Raw genomic sequence first — 19399 nt, forward strand, 5'->3', positions numbered from 1 at the left:
CCTTGGGCACGATAGAGGCATGACCACAACAAGCCACATCGGAACCTTCGCCGGCACTACCAGCGTCACCACCCCGAACGAGGTCAAGACCGTCTTCGGCGCCGTCCGTACCGCCCTTCGTCACCGTCGGGCCGTCCGCGCCATGCACGCCCAGATCGTGCGTGAGCTGTCCAGCTACACCACCCCGAACGAGATCGCCGAGCTGGACGCGATGATCGAGCGCTCCGACGTCGAGGCCGACCCCGAGTACGCGACCCTCATCGAACGGGTACGCTCACGCTCCATCTGATCCCACCGTCCCACCGGCAGGCCGCCGTCGGCGCCGCCCGCTCCACAAGATCCGAGGTAGTCGGGATGAATCCCATCATCGAATTGAACTCGTTGCGGCAGAAGCTGACTGACGATCTGACGCCGCAACGGCGACAGGCCCTTCAGCAGGAACTGGCCGAGTCGACGACGCCGGCCGATCGCGCCGAACTCGACGCCGTGTTGCGTCGCCTCCCCGCGGCGCAGACCGCCGAGATCCGGGATCTCCTCTTCCGCTGAGCACCACCTTCGAGTCGGCTCGCCTCCCCCCCAGGGGATGGCTGAGCGCTCCGAGCGATCGTCCCGCACCGGCGGTCCTTTCCGTATGCTGCCGGCAATGCAGCGTCATCGGGTCGTGAGTACGACGGTCGCGTCGGTCGGATACGACGACCGGACCGCCGTCCTGCAGATCGAGTTCGTCCAAGGCCAGGTCTACGAGTACTTCATGGTCCCGGCGTCGGTGTTCCACGGCCTGATGAAGGCGGCGAGCCCTGGTCGCTTCTTCGGAGAGTTCATCCGGGACAAGTTCCGATTCCGGGCCCTCTGACGGCATCGTCGGGCGCGCACGGAGGCCAAGATCGGAGTTCCCTCACCCGAGCGAGGGAACTCCAGGCGCGCCGCACTGGGATACGGTTGACGGTGTGCTGTGCGCTCGAACGGCGAACCTGCGACCACCCGGCTGGGCGCGTCGCTGATGTCGGGCGTCGGCGAAACGGTCCGGCAAGCGGTTGCCGAATCCCGTCCCGCTGAAGCACTTTTCGATGCGCTGGTGGCCCTGGTGTCCCACCGGTTCAGCACCTCGTACGCCAGGGTCTTCCTGCTCGGTCCGGAGTGCGACTGGCTCAGGGCCGCGCTGGGCGGAAGTGGCGCCGAGATCGCCGCCGAGAACGGTTTCGGCGCGGCAGTCGCCCGGAACCGCGTGACCGTCGTCGTGCCGGACACCAGTGCCCCGTCCGGTCCCCCAGCGGTCGACGCCGGGCCGGATGCCCGGTTCTTCGCCGGGGTCCCGCTGGTCGGCGTCGACGGAACCCCGCTCGGATCGCTGTGCACCTGGGACATCGCACCGCGTTCCCCGAGCCGGGACGACATCGCATCGCTCGAGCAATTCGGGCGCCACGCCGCCACCATCCTCGAACTGCACCGTGTCGCCTTCGAGTTGCACGAGGAACGAGAAGTACTGTCCGCCACCGGTTATCTCCTGGAGATGATCGTCGCTGGGGCGGAGTTGCCCGGTGTCCTCCATTCCCTTGCCCTGGCCACCGAAGCGGCCATCATCGGGACCCGCTGCTCCATTCATCTGCTGGACGACACGGTGCTCCGCGAGGGAGCAAGTCCCCGCTTGCCCGAATCGACGAGACGGGCTTTCGACGGTGCGCAGATCGGACCCTGCCATGGCTCCTGCGGCACCGCTGCCTTCACCGGCCAGACCGTGATCGTCTCCGACATCGCCGCCGACCTGCGGTGGACCAACTATCGGCACCACGTGTTGCCGTACGGGCTGCGGGCGTGCTGGTCGGTCCCGATCATCGGGGCGGCCGGCCTGGTCCTCGGGACCTTCGCCCTCTACTACGAAGAAGTCCGGGCGCCCGGGCCGGATGACCTGGACCGCCTGGCCCGTTGGGTGAACCTGGCCGAGGTCGCGATCACCCGGGCCCGCGACATCACCGCGCTGCGGGCCGCAGCCACCCGGGATGCCCTGACCGGACTGATGAACCGAGCCGAGGTGACGGCCCGGATCCGCGACGCGGCGCAGCGCCCGGACAGCCGGATCGCCGTGCTCTTCGTCGATCTCGACCAGTTCAAGTTCATCAACGACACGCTCGGGCACGACGCCGGTGACCAGTTCCTGCGCATCGTGGCCCGCCGCCTGACCGCGGCCTGCGGCCCCGGTGACACCGTGGCGCGTTTCGGGGGTGATGAATTCCTGGTGCTGCACGAGGACTGCGCCGACGTGGCCGAGGCGGAGGCGTTGGCCCGCCACATGCTCAACGCACTGCACCGGCCGATGACGATCGACGGTCGGTCCCTGTCGCTCTCGGCCAGCGTCGGGCTCGCCCTGGAATCGACCGATCACCGGACGGTCGGACCCGATGGTCTGATCAGTGATGCCGATCTGGCCATGTACGCGGCCAAACGCACGGGCCGCAATTCGGTGGCCGTTTTCACTCCCGCGCTACGGGCCGCGGCGGCCGACCGGCTCAGCCTGGAGGCCGACCTGAACATGGCCATGAACAACGGCGAACTCGACTGCGTCTTCCAGCCGATGGTTTCGATGGACACCGGCCGGATCCTCGACCTCGAGGCGCTGCTGCGGTGGGATTCGCCGAAGCGCGGCATGGTCGCTCCGCTGGACTTCATCTCCGTCGCCGAGGACAGCGGCATGATCGGCGCCGTCGGTGAGCTGGTTCTCCGGCGCTCCTGCGCGCAGATGGCGGCCTGGCGGACGATCGGCCACGGCTGGGAGGACGTGGTGATGTGGGTCAACGTCTCACCTCGTCAGCTGCTCGACGCCGGGTTCGCGGCGCTGGTCGAGGAGATCCTGCAGACCGCCGCGCTGCCCCCGGAGAATCTGGGCCTCGAGGTCACCGAGAGCACGTTCATCGAGGACTCGGTCGCCGTGCGGAACACCGTCCAGCAGCTGCGCGACCGCGGGATACACATCGCCATCGATGACTTCGGGACCGGGTACTCGTCCTTGGCGCAGTTGGAGTACCTGCCGGTCGACGTGCTGAAGATCGACCGGCAGTTCGTGGCCGAGATCGTGCCCGGCGGGGCCAGGGCCGGGCTGGTGTCGGCCATCGTCTCACTGGCCGACACCATGGGCCTCCGGGTGGTCGCCGAGGGCGTGGAGACACCCGTCCAGCATGAGTTGCTGTTGCGCCTGGGCTGCCGGTGGGGTCAGGGCTACTTCTGGTCACCGCCGCTCACGGCTGACCGCTTCACCACCTCGCTCTGGCAGTTCGCGCCCGAGACGAGAACGGTCGGGTCCGGATCGCCACGGAGTGATTGTCAGCAGTAGACGGTCAGGCGGGAGCGTCCGACGGCCAGTTCGAATTCCTCGACGGCGTCGGTGATCTCGCCGTCGTGCGCCGCCGGCAGCGGGCCGGACCCCGAGATGATCCGCACCGAGGGGGCGTCGAGTGTGGTCAAGACGTCGCTGCGCTCGATGAGGCCGAGCAGGGACAGCACCACGGCCTTGGTCCGGGCCAGCCGGCGGTCGGCCCGCAGGTACTGGACGTCCAGCAGGCCGGAGGCCAGGTGGTCACGCCAGGCCGGGGCCAGGCCCCGCGGCCGGTAGGCGCCGTTGCCGATGAAGACGACCCATACCGACACGGTCCGGCCGTCGATGGTCAGCGTCATCGGGGAGTGATGGCGCAGGGTGCGGTACAGCGCGTAGGCCGCCGCCGGCCACTTGCCGATCCGGTTGCCGAGCCGGTCCCGCCGCCGTACCAGTTCCGGGTAGCCGCCGATGCTGGCCGTGTTCAGGAACACGTCGCCGTTGATGGTCGCGATGTCGACCTCGGCGGCCGAGCCGGCTTCGACGGCACCGGCCATCTGGTCCGGCCCGCTGACGCCGAGGGCCCCGGCGAAGTGATTCAGGGTGCCGAAGGGAAAGACGGCCAGCGGCAGGCCCTTCTGGTGAGCCAGCCCCGCGACCGAGGCCACGGTCCCGTCACCGCCGGCGACTCCGAGAGCTCGCACATCGGAACCGATGAGCTCGGTCAGGGACTCGGTGGCCGGGTCCCAGGTGACGATGGTGGCCTTGGGCAGCAGCTTGGACAGCGCCTCCTCGGCGCCGTCGCTGGTTCCGGAGGCCTGGTTCACGACGATGGTCAGGCCCTCGCCGGCCGGCAGGGCCGGTGCCGTGCCCGGCGCCATGTCGGCCGCTCCGTGCGGTTTCACCGGCCACAGCCCGCGGCCGGCGAAGGCGACGGCCACGCCGACGGCGGCCCCCGCGACGACGTCGGAGCGGTAGTGCACCCCGACGTGCACGCGGGAGTAGGCCACCGCAGCCGCCAATGGCACGACAGCCGGTGCGGCCCAGGGGAGTTCGAGCACGGCGCCGGTGGCGAACGCGGCCGCCGACGCGGCATGACCGCTCGGGAACGACGACGTCCACGGCTTGCGCCCGATGCGGCGGGCCAGCGACGTGCGCTCCGGGTCGGGACGTCGGCGCCCGACCAGGGGCTTCACCAGCGAGTTGGAGACGAAACTGGCCAAGGCCAGTGACCCGGCGCCGCGCAGGGCGGCCCGCCGCGGACGGCCCCCGATGGCGGTGCCGATCGCGGCGATCCCGAACCAGAGGAGACCGTGATTGGCCGATGTGGTCAGAGCGCGGAGCGCGGCGTCGACGGGGCGGGGGAGGGGCACCGGAGCGGGGACGACGGTGACCGGTGGCGGCTGATCGGTGGCGGGCATCCGACCACCATGCCAGAGACGGCCCCGGGGCGACCGGTGAAGGTCGTCGTCGGCCGTGCGCCCCGATCGTGGGGCTCAGTCGATCTTGAGGGCCAAGCGCGCCGCGACGATCTGCAGGGTGGCCTTGGAACTCTCGTCGGTGACCTTGGGGATCCGGAAGGCCTCGATGAGGTTGGCCGTTCGCATCTCCTCGGCGATGGCCAGGCTGGCGTGCGCGGCGGCCGCGGCCACGGCCACCTGGGCCTGCGATCCGACCGCGTGGAGCGCCGCCCGCAGCAGGGTCGCCGACTCGGCCCGGTGGTGGGTCGCCGGGTCGAGCGGCTCCTGGTCGATGCGGTCCTGCGTGTCCAAAGGCGATGAGACGGTCACCGGACGGACCCTACTCGCCCGACCGGTGTGCCCCAGATGAAGTCCCCGGGCGTGTCCGGCCCGGCCCGAGGGCCCCCGGGCGGGAGTTGCGCACAGGGCAAACCCGCTGTCTGCCGTAGACTTCGGCCGCGACGTCCTGCTTGGTGCGTGTGCCTCTTCGGTATCGCCCGAGGAGCCTCCGAAGCGTTGTTCCGGCGATGATGCGTTCGAACGGACGGTCCACGATGGCGATGAACCTCGATTCGTATCGCGGCCTGTTGGACGATCTCCGCGCCGAGGGTGACGAGTTGGCCGCGGCCCTGGTCGAGATACCCGACGAACGATGGACTCTTCCGACCCCGGCCACCGGCTGGACCATCCACGACCAGGTCGTCCACCTGATGCACTTCGACCAGCTCGCCCGGCTGGCCTTGCGCTGCCCGGCGGATTTCGCCCGGGAATCGGCCGCCGAGATCGCGGCGGGCCCGGGTTGGATCGATCGGATCAGCTTCGTCCGGCGCGGACTTCCGCCCAGTGAACTCCTCGAACAGTTCGCGTCCGGTCGGTCGGCGCTGCTCGGCAGCTTCGCGGACACCGAGCCGACCGCTCGCTCCCCGTGGTTCGGCCGGCCCATGAGCGCTGCCTCGAGTGCCAGCGCGCGGCTGATGGAGACCTGGGCCCACGGGCAGGACATCCACGACGCGATGGGTGTCTCCCGCCTGCCGAGCCAACGCGTGCGTCATGTGTGTCACCTCGGTGTCCTGACCCGCAAGTACTCGTTCTGCATCAACGACCGACCGGAACCGGTGGAGGACGTCAGGGTCGAGCTGGTCTCACCGGAGGGCAAGTTGTGGGTATGGGGTCCGGAGGACGCCTCGAACCGGGTGGTCGGGGACGCCTGGGATTTCGCGTTGGTGGTGACCCAGCGTCGGGACGTGGGGCAGACCCGCCTGACCGCCACGCCCGGCCCAGCGGCCGACTGGCTGGCCATCGCCCAGGCCTTCGCCGGAGATCCGGGGCGGCTGACCCGATCCAAGCTGGCGAGATCCTGACCGGGCGGTCGTGACCGGGCATGCGCCCGGCCGATCGGCCTTGACCAGATGTGCCGTGATCAGCGTCGGTAGGCGCCCAGAACGGCGGTGGACAGTCTCGGCCACAGCTGCGCCGCCCACGGACCGAAGTTGGTGTCGCACAGGCTCACGCAGGCCAACGACGCCGACCGGTCCACCCACACGAAACTGCCCGCCTGCCCGAAGTGGCCGAAGGTGTCGGCGCTGTTGTCCGGGCTGGTCCAGTGCCGGGTCTTGTGGTCCTTGATCTCGCAGCCCAGGCCCCAGTCGTTGGGCGTCTGCCGGCCGAAACCGGGCAGGATTCCGTCCAGCCCGGGGAAGGCGAGAGTGCTGGCCCAGCCGACGATCTCGGGCCCGATCACGGCCGGCGTCAGCAGTTCGGCGGCCAGTGCGATCAGATCGTCGAGCGACCCGACCGCGCTGCTGGCCGGCGAGCCTTCAACGGTGGTACCGGTCATCCTCAGCGGACCCAGCACCCGCCCGACCAGCTCATCGGCGAACGGGCCCCCGGCCGCGTCGGCCAGAGCCTCGGCCACGACCTCGTAGCCGTAGTTGGAGTAGAGCCGCCGCGTGGCCGGTGGATACCTCGCCGGGCCGGCTTCCTCGGGCAGGCCCGAGGCGTGGGCCAGCAGGTGCGCGATGGTGGAGCCCGGCGGGCCGGCCGGCTGATCCAGCCGGACCGTACCGTCGGCACACCCGTCGAGCACGGCCAGAGCGGTGAGCACCTTCGTCACCGACGCCCAGGCGAACCGCGTCGTGCCCCCGCCGGTCTCGTACCGGGCCAGGACTCCGCCCGGCCCGACGACGGCCACGGCCACCCGGCCGACCGGCCAGTCGGCGACTTCGCTCTTCAGGTCAAGGGTCGGCACGCCGCTCAGCTAACCATGGTCGCGGCCGACCGTGATCGGCCTCGCCGGTCGCCGCCGGCCGACGCGGCCCGGCCCGGTCGCCGCAGGCCGGGCACACTGGTGCGATGGACGAACGCGAGCGAGGTCGGCGGCGGAACGGGATCACCGTGAGCGGGAACGGTTCGGCCGCGGCCGCGGTGGATCAGGTTGCGGTCACGTTCGGCATCGCGGTGGTGAGACCCGATGCGGGAGAGGCCTTCCAGGGCGCCGCGCGCACCTCGACCCGGGTGTTGGCGATCCTGGCCGACGATGGGGTCGACTCCCGTGCCGTCCGCACCGCGGACCTGACCCTCGGTCCGCAGACGGAGTGGCGCGACAACCGTGAGGTGCTCGTCGGGTACCAAGCCGGGCAACGGCTGATCGTCCACCGGACCGGGCTGGCCGGGCTGGAACGCATGCTGTCCGACGTCGCCGTGCGGGGCGGCGAGGGCGTCCGGATCGAGAACGTCACGCTCACCCCGTCGGATCCGGCGGCGGCCCTGGCCCTGGCCAGGGTGGCCGCGTTCGCCGACGCGTCGGCCAAGGCGACCCAACTGGCCGAGTTGGCCGGTCGGTCCCTGGGCGAGGTGACCTGGATCGACGAACGGACGGAGAACGGAGCGAGGGACATCGGATTCGTGGGCCTGTCCGCCGGCGGCGGCGCCGCGAAGATGCCGGTCGCCGCCGGGGACAGCGTGGTCACGGCGTCGATCACCGCCCACTGGTCGTTCGCCGAGTAGCTCAGTCGCGAGGAGCCCCGTCGGAGGTCGCCCCGGACCGGCCGGCCGGGAGCGGTCTGGTGCCGTGGAAGGCCAGCCAGTGGTCGCCGCCGTCGATCCGGTCCAGCACCAGCCGCTGCAGCGACGTGATCCGCGGCAGCGCGGCGGAGCCGGACCGGGTCCGGAACACGAAATAAAGGACGTCGTCGTCGCTCGGGACACCGTCGCCGCGCAGGTCGTAGCCGCGCTGGAACGAGGCGATGTTGCTGTCCGGCAGATGCCCCGCCAGGTACGGGTCCAGCAGCCAGGAGTAGCACACGAACCGGCCGGCGGGACGGTCCGGGAACCTTTCGGCGAAGAACCGCACGGCCCGGCCGTAGGCGTCCTGGACGGCCGCCGGGGTCAGGGATCCGGTCGGCGGGATGTGCACGTCGAGCTCCCAGCCCACCCCGGTGCCGCTCATCCGGAGGGCGAACTGCAGCCGCCCGAGGTGGAACAGGTTGCCGGCCAGGTGCAGCGTCAGCCAGCTCCAGCTCTCGAGGCCGAAGCGCCCGTGGGTGATCCGGTGCAGGCGGAACTGACGGCCGACATCGGCCAGGGTGGCCTCGGTGATCGCCGGCGGCACACCGTGATCGGTGTGCCAGCGGATCACCTCCGGCGCGAAGCGGACGATGGCCACGATCCAGGCCTGCGCCGCTCGATCCCCGGTTCGGGCGCCGGCGGCCGGCCGATCGCGGGACGGCAGCTCGCGGGGAAAGGTGCCGAGTCGGCTGGTCAGCACGGCCATCGCATCGGCGACGCCGTCCGGCGGATCGGCCAGCAGAGCATCGATCGGGGGGCGGTCGACCGGGTCGAGGTCGAGTATCCGGACGAGATCGTCGTCGAGTTCGGTCGGCACGGTGCCGAGTGTGCCTGGTGGGGGCCCGGCAAGTGCACGCGGACGGAGCGGATTGTCCGATCCGGGCGCCGCGAGCGGGTCGGAATCGGTCGATCGGGCGGCCAGCGGCAAAACCACCCATCTGCGGACCTGAGTGCTGCGACCTGGGGCGATGATGGCCGACCGGGGTGCTGGGCGGGCCGTCCGGGCGACGGGCGACGCTCGGACGGCGGCCTGCCCGGCAGAATGAGGGCTTCGAAGGCGGTCCGGAACCGCCTCCCGGCGCGGGCGGAAGACAGGTGGTGCAGGCGATGAGTGGGCCAACCGAGGCACGGTCGTGCCCGTCGTGCGGCGCCGTCGTCGACTCCCAGTACTGCCCGCACTGCGGGGCCAGGGTCGTCCCGATGGGCGGCGAGCCGTCCGCCCCGTCCCCGGTGTGGACCGGGGCGACGGCGGTCCGGGAGCCGGATCTCGAGGCGGTGACCCTTCCGTCGATCCCGGTCGTCCGGGCGGCCGACGGCCCGGCTGCGGCGGTTCCCGAGATGTTCCCGACCGAGATGGTCCCGACCTCGGCCCCGCCGGCCGCGCAGGCCTGGTCGCAGACGCCCGACCCGGCCAATCCGCAGACCGGGCTGTTCCCGGGCTGGACCGGCATGTATCCGGCGGTCGCCACCGACGGGGCCGGCGGCGGGCAGGGTTCGCGGCGTGAGCGTCGTCGTCGGGCTCTGTACGGCGTCCTCGGCATCGCCGCGGTCACCGCCGTCGTCCTGCTGGCCGCCCTGCTGATCGCGCCGCACTGGAGCGGTACGGCGGCCGACACGGCCGACAAGAACGGTCAGCCGACCGCGGTGAGTTCAGCGCCGATGTCCGCGGCCCCGTCCTCGAGCCGGTCGGCCTCCGGCGTCCAACCGACCGCTGCCACGTCGGTGCCGGTCGCCCCTCCGGCCAGCACGGTCACCGTCACCGCCTCGGTCACCTCCACCACCGCGACCCCCACCCCGTCGTCACCCAAGACCACCCACGCGCCGGCCAAGGCGACCACACCGAAGAAGACCACACCCAAGAAGACCCCGCCGGCCGCCCTTCCGTTCGGGGTACCGCAGAAGAACATCGTCTGCAGTCCCGGCTACGTGGTGCAGTTGGCCTCGGAACTGACCGCCGCTGCCTTCACGGCGCGGGTCGCCACGTTGAAGGCGGCCGGTCAGGTGCCGGCCGGCTCCTTGGCCGCCGATTCGGCCAAGTCCTGCAAGATCTTCACGAGCCAGAGCAACACGCTGGTCCTGTACTCGGGGCCGTACGCCGGAAAGTACGACGGCTGCGCGGCTCGCCTCGCCGGCCCGGCCGACGCGTACATCAAGGGCGGCAACCCGGCCACCGCCCAGCAGTACGTCTCCTGCCTGTGTCCGATGGTGACCGGCCGCCTGCCGCAGTACGGTCAGGTCGGTCAGACAGGGGTGTGGATCGGTGAGCTGCAGCGGGTGCTCGGCAATCGGCTGAACATCGACATCCCCGACCTGACCGGGCAGTGGGGGACCTACACGGCCGGAACCAGGGACGCGGTCCGGAAGTTCCAGCAGGCGGCCCACCTGCCGCCGACCGGTGTGGTGACCGGTCGCACCTGGGAGTCGCTGCGCCGAGCCAGCTGCTGACGCGGAACGCGGTCAGCCGATGCGGGTGACCGCGAATTCGTTCGCCGGGTGGGCGATCTCGTCCTGCGCCTGCACCAGCTGGATCTCCCGGGCTCCGGCGTCGAGGGTGCGCCGGAGGATGGCATGTACCGAGGACGCCACCCGGCCCAGGGCGACCTCTATGCCGTCCGGGAGATGGGCCAGGAACAGGGCCGCCGTGACGTCACCGGCGCCGTTGACCGCGATCGGCAGGCGGGGCGTACGGACCAGGAACGCCCCGGTCGGATCGACGGCCAGCATGCAGATCTCGTCCTCGGCGCCCAGGCCGTCCACCGACGTGACCAGGACGGTGGACGGACCCGCGGCCCGCACCCGTTCGACCGCGGCCAGCAGTCCGGGCATCTGGCCGACCGCGGCCACCGGCACACCGGCCAGGAAGGCCAGCTCGAAGGCGTTCGGGGTGACGATGTCGGCCGACGGGACGACCCGGTCGCGGATCAGCTCGGGCACCCCGGGCAGCACGAACATGCCGCGGTCGACGTCGCCCATCACCGGGTCGCAGCAGTAGATCGCGGCCGGGTTCAGGGCCCGGACGCGGGCCACGGTGTCCAGCACCACCTCGGCGACGCCGGGGGAGCCCTGGTACCCGGTGAGCACCGCGTCGACCGTGCCGAGCATCCCGCGATCGGCGATACCCTCGATGACGTCGGCCACCACCGCCGCGTCGAACACCGGCCCCCGCCATGACCCGTAGCCGGTGTGGTTGGAGAAGTGAACGGTCAACACCGGCCAGACGTCGTGCCCGAGGCGCTGCAGCGGGAACGTGGCCGCGCTGTTCCCCACGTGTCCGTAGGCGACCGACGACTGGATGGACAGAATGCGCATGGACCAGAACTGTAGGGCGTCGGCCGTGGGCCGAATGCGTCCAGAACCCGTCCACAGAGTCCTGTGACACGATAAGGGTTGTCCTGCGTGCGGGTTTCAGAGCGCGGCCGGCGGGGGAATGGACGAGAATCGTTCCGGTCCCGCCGGCGGGGTCGATCAGTTCGAGGGAGAACGACGTGGTCGCACCAACTGTCACCGACCAGTTCGATCCGCATCCGGGTGACGAGCCGGACCGGCTGCCCCACCCGGCCCTGGTCCTGCCGCCGGCCCAGCTGGCCGGCCGGATCCAGCACACCCTCGTCGGGCAGGCGATCACCGAGCGGCAGGTCCGCGAGCACGCCCGGGAATGCCTGGAGTACGGCTTCGACGCGGCGATCGTCCCGCCGTCGTGGGTCTGGGCCGCGCAGGACGAGATGCGCGGGGCGCCGGGGCGGGTCGGCTCGTTCATCGACTACCCCCACGGCAGCGGCACCACCGCCGGGCGCGTCGCCGAGGCCAGGGCCCTGGTCGACGCCGGTGTCGACGAGCTGGACTCGACGGTGAACATCGGCTATCTGCTGTCCAGTCGCTACGACGAGTTCGCGGCCGACATCCGCGCCGTGGTCGAAGCGGCCTCGCCGGTCGGCGTCAAGGTGATGCTCGAGCTGCCCCTGCTCAATCCCCGGCAACGGGAACGGTGTGTCCAGGCGGCGATCGACGCCGGCGTGGCCTTTGTGAAGAACGCGTCCCGTGGTGCCGTCGGCATCGCCGACCCGTCGACCATCTCCTATCTCCGCGGCGCCGTGCCCGACTCGGTCGGTGTGAAGGCGGCCGGGGGCATCAAGACGATCGAACAGGTGCGTGCCGTGCTGGTGGCCGGAGCCGATCTGGTGGGTACCTCCTGCGGTGTTCGGATCGTCACCGGCGGCGGTCCCGTGCGTGGCTCGCTGTACTCCTACTGACACCGACGGTGACGGTGCTCGGATCGTGAACCTGATGTGACGGCCGGTGGCCTCCTTCCGGGACAGCGTGTCGTGATTCATCCGTTATCGGGCCATTCGGGATGTCCTCGCAGGTGTGCGCGTCAGTTGGTCAAATCGCGTGTCGCAATCGTGATCTATTTGGATGGGCAGTGACCTAAAGGTGACCTTCGTGCGGCTTGACAAGGCCTGACGCCGGTCCATAGTTTGTTGGACGGCTGACCTAGCCCGTGGCGCACGTCACGGCATGGTCCCTGACACCCGGACGTATTCCCGTCTTGGTGGCCGAACAGCGAAGGACACCGATGTCTGAGTTCAAGTTGGGTTGCGACCCACGTTCACGGCCCCGGTTGTCCCTTGCCGTCCGGCGGATCGACAAGCCTGAAGGGTCACCGATCATCCGATCGGATTCCTGATCCGGCCCTGCCGATCACCGGCATCTTCTCCACGGTGAACGATCGTCCTCGATCTGTTCGCCCCCCCAAAATTCGCCGTCAGGTCGACCGGCCTGCGGTGCTCGAAAGAGAGGAAAGTACATGCGGCTCAAGACTTCCGCTGCTCTCGGCCTGATGATGGCCGGGACGCTCGTGGTTGCAGCATGTAGTAGCTCCAGCAGTTCCACGAGCTCGTCCGCGTCGTCGGCGACCTCGGCGGCCTCGTCGGCCGCCGCCGGTTCGTCGTCGGCCGGCTCGTCGGTTGCCTCGTCGGCCGCTGTCGGTTCGTCGTCGGCCGCCGGTTCCTCGTCCTCCGGACCGGTCAAGGGCAAGGTCGGCGTCATCCTGCCGGACACCAAGTCCTCGGCTCGCTGGGCCACCGCCGATGCACCGCTGCTGACCGCGGCGTTCAAGGCGGCCGGTATCCCGGCCGACATCCAGAACGCCCAGGGCAGCGCGACCCAGATGGCCACCATCGCCGATCAGATGATCGCCGGCGGCGTCACCGTCCTCGCGATCGTCAACCTGGACAACGCCTCCGGTGCGGCCATCGAGAAGAAGGCGGCCACCCAGGGCGTCAAGACCCTCGACTACGACCGCCTGACCCTCGGCGGCAGTGCCTCGGCCTACATCTCGTTCGACAACGTCAAGGTCGGCGAGCTGCAGGGCCAGGGCCTGGCCACCTGCCTGGGCTCCGGCAACAAGAACATCATCTTCCTGGACGGGTCCCCGACCGACTCCAACGCAACCGATTTCGCCAAGGGTGCGCACAACATCCTCGACAAGATCACCAGCTACAAGAAGGTCGGCGAGCAGGCGGTCAAGGACTGGGACAACCAGATCGCGGCCACTGACTTCGAGCAGCTCTTCACCGCCGCCGGCGGCAAGGTCGACGGCGTCCTCGCCGCCAACGACGGTCTCGGCAACGCCGCGATCTCGATCCTGAAGAAGAACAACCTGAAGATCCCGGTCACCGGCCAGGACGCCACCGTCCAGGGCATGCAGAACATCCTCGACGGCTACCAGTGCATGAGCGTCTACAAGCCGGTCAAGCAGGAGGCCGCGGCTCTGGCCGCCGCCGCCATCGCTCTGGCCAAGGGCGGATCCCCGGCGACCACCGGCACCATCACCGACTCGCAGACCAAGAAGGCCGTCCCGGCCGTCCTGCTGACCCCGGTCGCCATCACCAAGAGCAACATCAGTGTCCCGATCAAGGACGGCTACCTGAAGCTGTCGGACGTCTGCACCGCGGCCTACCAGGCCAAGTGCACCGCCGCCGGCGTCACCGGCTGACCTGAGCAGTAGCAGCTGACACCGGGCGGCGGCACAGGACATATCCTGAGCCGTCGCCCGGTTGTGCGGGTCGAGGCCTCACCGGCCCGCTCGAAACGAGCCGAATCCGCGGCCGGATCCAGATGTCGCGGCCTGTACAGAGATGAGAAACGCCGATGACCGAGAGCCAGACACCCATCCTGGAACTGCGGGGGGTGAACAAGAGCTTCGGCGCTGTGCAGGTGCTGCACGACGTCAATCTGTCCCTGTACCCCGGCATGGTGACCGCCCTCGTCGGTGACAACGGCGCAGGCAAGTCCACGTTGGTCAAATGCGTGGCCGGCATCAACTCCATCGACTCCGGCGAGTACTTGTTCGAGGGCAAGCCGGTGACGGTCAGCGGCCCCCGCGACGCGGCCGCCCTGGGGATCGAGATCGTCTATCAAGATCTCGCCCTGTGCGACAACCTGGACATCGTCCAGAACATGTTCCTGGGCCGTGAGCCCAAGAGCGGCATCGTCCTGGACGAGGCGACCATGGAGACGCGGGCCAAGGAGACCCTGGCCTCGCTGTCCGTGCGCACCATCTCCTCGGTCCGGCAACTGGTCTCGAGTCTGTCCGGCGGACAGCGCCAGTCGGTCGCCATCGCCAAGTCAGTGCTCTGGAACTCCAAGGTGGTCATGCTCGACGAGCCGACCGCCGCCCTCGGCGTGGCCCAGACGCGGCAGGTCCTCGACCTGGTCCGCCGACTGGCCGACAACGGATTGGCCGTCATGCTCATCAGCCACAACATGAACGACGTCAAAGAGGTCGCCGACCGCATCACCCCCCTGTACCTGGGCCGGGTGGCGGCCGATGTCGCATCGAAGGACGTCACCACCGCCCAGATCATCGAACTGATCACCTCCGGCCGCACCGGTGACATCGGTCTGCCGCCCGTCGTTGCGCAGGCCTCGGCATGAGCACACCAGATCTGAACAAGAAGGATTCGTCCGGGGACGCGTCCTCCCTTGAGGCCCGCACATCGTTCTCCGGTGACGAGGCCACCACGGGAATCGGCGGCTACTTCCAGGGCTACGTGAACAAGGTCCGCGGTGGTGATGTCGGTGCCCTCCCGGCCGTCCTCGGCCTGGTCGTCCTGGTCATCGTGTTCTGGATCGCCAAGCCCGGCGCCGACGGATTCCCGACCGTCTACAACTTCGCGAACCTGTTGCAGCAGGCCGGGTCGATCATCGTGTTGGCCATGGGCCTTGGCTTCGTGCTCATGCTCGGCCACATCGACCTGTCGGCCGGCCTGATCGGCGGCGTCGGTGCCGCGGTGATGGCCGAACTGCTGTTGAACCAGGGTTGGCCCTGGTACTGGTCGGTGCTCGCCGCCCTGGTCGTCGGCGTCCTGATGGGGCTGCTCACCGGCTGGCTGGTGACCGTGGTCGGGATCCCGTCGTTCGTGGTGACCCTGGCCTTCTTCCTGGCCTGGCAGGGCGTCCTGCTGCGCATCATCGGCGACGGCGGCACCGTTCCGGTCACCGACCAGACGATCGTGAACATCGACAGCGGCAACGTGTCCGTCGGCCTGGGCTGGATCATCGTGATCCTGTCGATCGTGGCCTACGCCGCGCTGAACCTGTTCGTGTGGCAGCGGCGCAGTTCCAAGCAGTTGGTCACCACACCGCTGGTGGTGGTGGTGATCCGCATCGTACTGATCGCGGTCGTGCTCATCCTGGCCACCTGGGCCCTGTCGACCAACCGTTCCAAGGGACCGGTGCCATTGGCCGGTGTCCCGTGGATCGCACCCATCGTCGGTGTGCTGCTGGTGGTCTGGACGTTCGTCCAGCACCGGACGGCCTTCGGCCGCTACGTCTACGCCGTCGGTGGCAACGCCGAAGCCGCGCGTCGGGCCGGTATCCGGGTCGGCCGGATCACCATCTACTGCTTCGTGATCAGCTCGGCCATGGCGGCGTTCTCCGGCGTCATCGACGCCTCCCGGCTCGGATCGGTGGCGCCGAGCTCCGGCGGCGGCAACGTCCTGCTCTATGCCGTGGCCGCGGCCGTCATCGGCGGTACGTCGTTGTTCGGCGGCAAGGGCAAGGCCCGCGACGCCATCCTCGGTGGCCTGGTGATCGCGGTCATCAACAACGGGCTAGGGCTGCTCGGACTGCAGGCCGACGTGAACTACATCATCACCGGCATCGTGCTGTTGCTGGCCGCCTCGGTCGACGCGCTGTCCCGCCGTCGCCGGGCCGGGTCAGCCCGCTAGCACCCACGCGGGGTCAGCCCTCGGCGGGGATGAAGGTTGTCCGATCGGTCGCACTGACCGAGCAACCTTCATCCCCGGCTGAACCGACCCGGTTGTCCACCGCCGCAGACCGATCCGACCCAGCACCGACGCCGAGGAGGCCCACGTGCGCACCCTCTCGGCCACTGGCGCCGTCGGCTCACCGGCCGACCAGGCCACCGTCCGTCGGCTCAACCTCGGCCTGCTGATGCGCAGCCTGGCCGCGGGCGGCCCGCGTTCGCGGGCCCGCCTGGCCGAGGACACCGGACTCAACAAGGCCACGGTTTCCAGCCTCGTCACCGAATTGGTCGACCGCGGCCTGGTCACCGAAGGCATCATCCAGCGCCGTGGGGTCGGGCGCCCCGGACGCACCATCGAGGTCAACGTCGGCGTGGTGCGATGCATCGGGCTGGAACTCAACGTCGACTATCTGGCCGGCGTCATCACCGATCTGACCGGGCGGGTCCTGGCCCGCCGCCGGATGTCCCTGCCGATGCTCGACCTCGGGCCGGCCCGGGCCATGGGTCAGGTGGCCGAGATGGCCGGGGAGCTGGTCGCCGGTTGCGGGGCGACGCCGAATCAGGTGCAGACCCTCCATCTGTCGTTGCCCGGCCTGATCGACATCGACGCCGGGGTGCTGGCCTACGGCCCCAACCTGCGGTGGCGTCAGGTCGATGTGGTGCACACCCTGATGGGGCGGCTGCGGTGGGCCGGCACCCGGATCGCCGTCGACAACGACGCCAACCTGGGGGCCATGGCCGAGTACGCGTCCGGCCCGTCGGCCGGATCCAACAACCTGCTGTACCTGGTCGGCGAGATCGGGGTCGGCGCGGGCATGATCATCGACGGCCGGATCGTCCGTGGGGCAACGGGTTTCGCCGGCGAGGTGGGCCACATGCCGATCGGGGATCCCACCGTGCAGTGCGGCTGCGGACGCCGGGGATGCTGGGAGACGGCGGTCGGGATGAACGCGGTGGTCGATGCCGTCTCCGCCGACCGGGGTGATCGCCTGCGCGAGGGGGACATGACGGCGCGGTTGGCCGAGATCGTCCGCCGGGCCGAGGCGGGCGACGCCCGGACCCTGGCCGCCCTGACTTCGGCCGGCCGCAATCTGGGGGTCGGTGCGTCCGTGCTGGCCAACCTGCTCGATCCGGAAGTGATCATCTTCGGGGGGCACTTCGCCGCCCTGGAGAAGTACGTGGCCGACGCGGTGTCGGCCGAGATGCGCTCCCGGGTGCTCGGCGGCGAGGTGATGGCCTGCCGGATCGAGTACTCCACCCTCGGCTTCGAGGCGCCGGCCCTAGGTGCCGCGCACGCCGGGATCGACAGCCTGATCAACGACCCGACCCTTGTCCTGGTCGCCCAGTAGGCCGGCCGGGCAACGTCTGACGGCTCGTCGCCGACCGTCCTGTCCTCGGGCCGGCCGCGGCGGGCGCGGCGCCGCCCGCGGGCCGGCAATGAAAGGATGACCGACGTGACCGAAACTCTCGTGGCCGGTATCGACTCCTCGACGCAGTCGACCAAGATCCTTCTGGTGCGTGCGTCCGACGGCGTGGTCGTCGACCAGGCGTCCGCCCCCCACCCCAACGGCACGTCGGTGAATCCCGACGCCTGGTGGGATGCCCTGCAGCAGGCCGGATCCGGGCTGCTGGAGCGGGCGTCGGCCATCGGGGTCGGCGGCCAGCAACACGGCATGGTGGCGCTGGATGCCACCGGAGCGGTAGTGCGCGACGCGCTGCTCTGGAACGATCTCCGGTCGGCCCCGCAGGCGGACAGCGTGGTCGAACACCTCGGTGGCCCGCAGGCCTGCGCCGACGAGATCGGATCGGTGCCGACCGCCTCGTTCACCGTCACGAAACTGCGCTGGATGGCCGAGCACGAACCGGAGAACGCGGCCCGCACGGCGGCCGTGCTCCTCCCGCACGACTGGCTGACGTGGAAACTCTCGGGCGAGACGGAGATGACGACCGACCACGGTGACGCCTCGGGCACCGGGTACTACTCGCCGATGCGCCGGGCCTGGATCCCGGAGATCGCCGCCTGGGCGCTGGGGCGGACCGCCGCGCCCGTCCTGCCGCGACTGGTCGCTCCGGGCGCCGTCGCCTCGCGGACCCCCGACGGGACGATCCTGTCCGCCGGCACCGGCGACAACATGGCGGCGGCCCTCGGCCTGGCCATCGGTCCCGGGGACGTGGTCGTCTCCATCGGCACCTCCGGTACCGCCTTCTGCGTGGCCTCGCAGGCCTGCGCCGATCCCACCGGCTCGGTATCGGGGTTCGCCGACGCCACCGGCCAGTACCTGCCGTTGGTGTGCACCATCAACGCGTCCCGCATCCTTTCCGTGGTCGGGGGCCTGCTCGGGGTCGATCACGCGGAGTTCGCCCGGCTCGCCCTGGCCGGGGACGTGGGCGCCGGCGGGCTCACCCTGTTGCCGTATCTCGACGGCGAGCGCACCCCGAACCGCCCGTCCGCATCCGGTGTGTTCTCCGGCCTCACCTCCGGCGCCACCCGGGAGAACTTCGCCCGCGCCGCTGTCGAGGCCCTGCTGTGCTCGCTGGCCGACGCGGTTGACGCCCTCGGGGTCAAGCCGACCCGAGTGCTGATGATCGGCGGCGGCGCCAAGAACCCGGCCGTGCAGCAGTTGGCGCCCGGCGTGTTCGGCCAGGCCGTCCGGGTGCTCGAAGCCGGTGAGTACGTCGCACTGGGCGCGGCCCGTCAGGCGGCGTGGGCCCTGTCCGGCGGGCAGGCGCTGCCCGAGTGGGCCCCGGCCCCGTACCAGGAGTTCACCGGCGAACCGACCCCGCAGGTGCGAGTTGCGTACGACGCGCTGCGGGACGCCACCGTTGGCTGGTGACGCGGTCGTCCCGGTGACCGGGCGGCACAGCGCCGCCGACGCACCGGACGACAACGGCGCCCTCGGTCGACCCGTCGTGCCCCCGCGGCGGCACATCAGCTCCGGATCGGTCTTCGAGAAGCAGATCGGTTACGCCCGCGCGGTGGTCGACGGCGAGTGGGTCTTCCTGTCCGGTTGCACCGGTTTCGACTACGCCACGATGACCATGCCCGACGGGGTGGAGGCGCAGACGGAGCAGGCGCTGCGCAACGTGGGATCGGCCCTGGCCGCCGCCGGTGCGTCGTTCGCCGACGTCGTCCGGGTCCGCTACCTGCTGCCCGACCGCGCCGACTTCCCCGCCAGTTGGCCCGCGCTGCGGGCGGCCTTCGGTGACGCCCCGCCGGCCGCGACGATGATGCAGTGCGGCCTGATGGACGAGAAGATGCTGATCGAGATCGAGGTCACCGCCCGGGTCTCTCACCGTTGA

Annotated in this window: 19 protein-coding genes; 14 read left to right on the forward strand and 5 right to left on the reverse strand. The window is 70.2% G+C overall.

The genetic code is table 11. The features are described from left to right. Positions 1–19 precede the first annotated feature (19 nt). From BLS97_RS09465 to BLS97_RS09480, 4 genes are all read left to right on the forward strand, one after another. A complete protein-coding gene (locus BLS97_RS09465; RefSeq protein ID WP_090475760.1) occupies positions 20–289 on the forward strand; it encodes a hypothetical protein in 270 nt (89 codons plus the stop codon). Positions 290–354: 65 nt separating this feature from the next. Beyond that, entirely contained in the window at positions 355–546 is a 192-nt protein-coding gene (locus BLS97_RS09470; protein ID WP_090475761.1) for a hypothetical protein, read from the forward strand. Between the two features lie 97 nt (positions 547–643). Next, entirely contained in the window at positions 644–853 is a 210-nt protein-coding gene (locus tag BLS97_RS09475) for a KTSC domain-containing protein (protein WP_090481787.1), read from the forward strand. 99 nt (positions 854–952) lie between these two features. After that, positions 953–3325, forward strand: coding sequence for a bifunctional diguanylate cyclase/phosphodiesterase (locus BLS97_RS09480; RefSeq protein ID WP_090475762.1), 2373 nt, complete (start codon positions 953–955; stop codon positions 3323–3325). Here the strand turns inward: BLS97_RS09480 and BLS97_RS09485 are convergent. After that, positions 3316–4725, reverse strand: coding sequence for a phosphatase PAP2 family protein (locus BLS97_RS09485; protein ID WP_090475763.1), 1410 nt, complete (start codon positions 4723–4725; stop codon positions 3316–3318). The genes BLS97_RS09480 and BLS97_RS09485 overlap by 10 nt on opposite strands. A 75-nt stretch (positions 4726–4800) precedes the next feature. Next, the gene (locus tag BLS97_RS09490; RefSeq protein ID WP_157695327.1) at positions 4801–5094 is read right to left on the reverse strand and encodes a hypothetical protein; all 294 of its coding nucleotides are present in this window, start codon (positions 5092–5094) and stop codon (positions 4801–4803) included. A 230-nt stretch (positions 5095–5324) separates the two neighbouring features. On the opposite strand from BLS97_RS09490, the gene BLS97_RS09495 reads away from it, so the two are divergent. Further along, entirely contained in the window at positions 5325–6125 is an 801-nt protein-coding gene (locus BLS97_RS09495) for a TIGR03084 family metal-binding protein (protein ID WP_197676495.1), read from the forward strand. A 59-nt stretch (positions 6126–6184) separates the two neighbouring features. Here BLS97_RS09495 and BLS97_RS09500 read toward each other — a convergent pair whose 3' ends face one another. Then, positions 6185–7012 (reverse strand): serine hydrolase domain-containing protein, encoded by an 828-nt coding sequence (locus BLS97_RS09500; RefSeq protein WP_090475765.1) that lies wholly within the window; start codon positions 7010–7012, stop codon positions 6185–6187. Between the two features lie 104 nt (positions 7013–7116). Here BLS97_RS09500 and BLS97_RS09505 point away from each other — a divergent pair, with 104 nt between their 5' ends. Further along, entirely contained in the window at positions 7117–7770 is a 654-nt protein-coding gene (locus BLS97_RS09505) for an SIMPL domain-containing protein (RefSeq protein ID WP_090475766.1), read from the forward strand. A 1-nt stretch (position 7771) separates the two neighbouring features. Here BLS97_RS09505 and BLS97_RS09510 read toward each other — a convergent pair whose 3' ends face one another. Continuing rightward, complete coding sequence (locus BLS97_RS09510; RefSeq protein ID WP_090475767.1) at positions 7772–8647, reverse strand: acyltransferase domain-containing protein; 876 nt, start codon at positions 8645–8647, stop codon at positions 7772–7774. Positions 8648–8937: 290 nt separating this feature from the next. On the opposite strand from BLS97_RS09510, the gene BLS97_RS23465 reads away from it, so the two are divergent. Next, positions 8938–10275 (forward strand): peptidoglycan-binding protein, encoded by a 1338-nt coding sequence (locus tag BLS97_RS23465; RefSeq protein WP_157695328.1) that lies wholly within the window; start codon positions 8938–8940, stop codon positions 10273–10275. A 12-nt stretch (positions 10276–10287) separates the two neighbouring features. On the opposite strand, the gene pdxY is transcribed toward BLS97_RS23465, so the two are convergent. After that, a complete protein-coding gene (gene pdxY, locus BLS97_RS09520; RefSeq protein WP_090475769.1) occupies positions 10288–11139 on the reverse strand; it encodes a pyridoxal kinase PdxY in 852 nt (283 codons plus the stop codon). A 176-nt stretch (positions 11140–11315) separates the two neighbouring features. On the opposite strand from pdxY, the gene deoC reads away from it, so the two are divergent. The 7 genes from deoC to BLS97_RS09555 all read left to right on the forward strand — a co-directional run bounded on the left by deoC (position 11316) and on the right by BLS97_RS09555 (position 19399). Continuing rightward, positions 11316–12080 (forward strand): deoxyribose-phosphate aldolase, encoded by a 765-nt coding sequence (deoC, locus tag BLS97_RS09525; protein ID WP_231988449.1) that lies wholly within the window; start codon positions 11316–11318, stop codon positions 12078–12080. A gap of 554 nt (positions 12081–12634) precedes the next feature. Next, a complete protein-coding gene (locus BLS97_RS09530; RefSeq protein ID WP_090475770.1) occupies positions 12635–13825 on the forward strand; it encodes a sugar ABC transporter substrate-binding protein in 1191 nt (396 codons plus the stop codon). A 155-nt stretch (positions 13826–13980) separates the two neighbouring features. Next, the gene (locus BLS97_RS09535; RefSeq protein ID WP_090475771.1) at positions 13981–14766 is read left to right on the forward strand and encodes an ATP-binding cassette domain-containing protein; all 786 of its coding nucleotides are present in this window, start codon (positions 13981–13983) and stop codon (positions 14764–14766) included. Beyond that, positions 14763–16061, forward strand: a complete 1299-nt coding sequence (locus tag BLS97_RS09540; protein WP_090475772.1) for a sugar ABC transporter permease — start codon at positions 14763–14765, stop codon at positions 16059–16061. Before BLS97_RS09535 ends, BLS97_RS09540 begins: the two co-directional genes overlap by 4 nt. 145 nt (positions 16062–16206) lie before the next feature. Beyond that, positions 16207–17448, forward strand: coding sequence for an ROK family transcriptional regulator (locus BLS97_RS09545; RefSeq protein WP_197676496.1), 1242 nt, complete (start codon positions 16207–16209; stop codon positions 17446–17448). A gap of 105 nt (positions 17449–17553) precedes the next feature. Then, positions 17554–18933, forward strand: coding sequence for a xylulokinase (xylB, locus tag BLS97_RS09550; RefSeq protein ID WP_197676497.1), 1380 nt, complete (start codon positions 17554–17556; stop codon positions 18931–18933). Positions 18934–19009: 76 nt separating this feature from the next. Next, entirely contained in the window at positions 19010–19399 is a 390-nt protein-coding gene (locus BLS97_RS09555) for a RidA family protein (RefSeq protein WP_090481798.1), read from the forward strand.

This window comes from Nakamurella panacisegetis (genome assembly GCF_900104535.1).
Taxonomy (GTDB): domain Bacteria; phylum Actinomycetota; class Actinomycetes; order Mycobacteriales; family Nakamurellaceae; genus Nakamurella; species Nakamurella panacisegetis.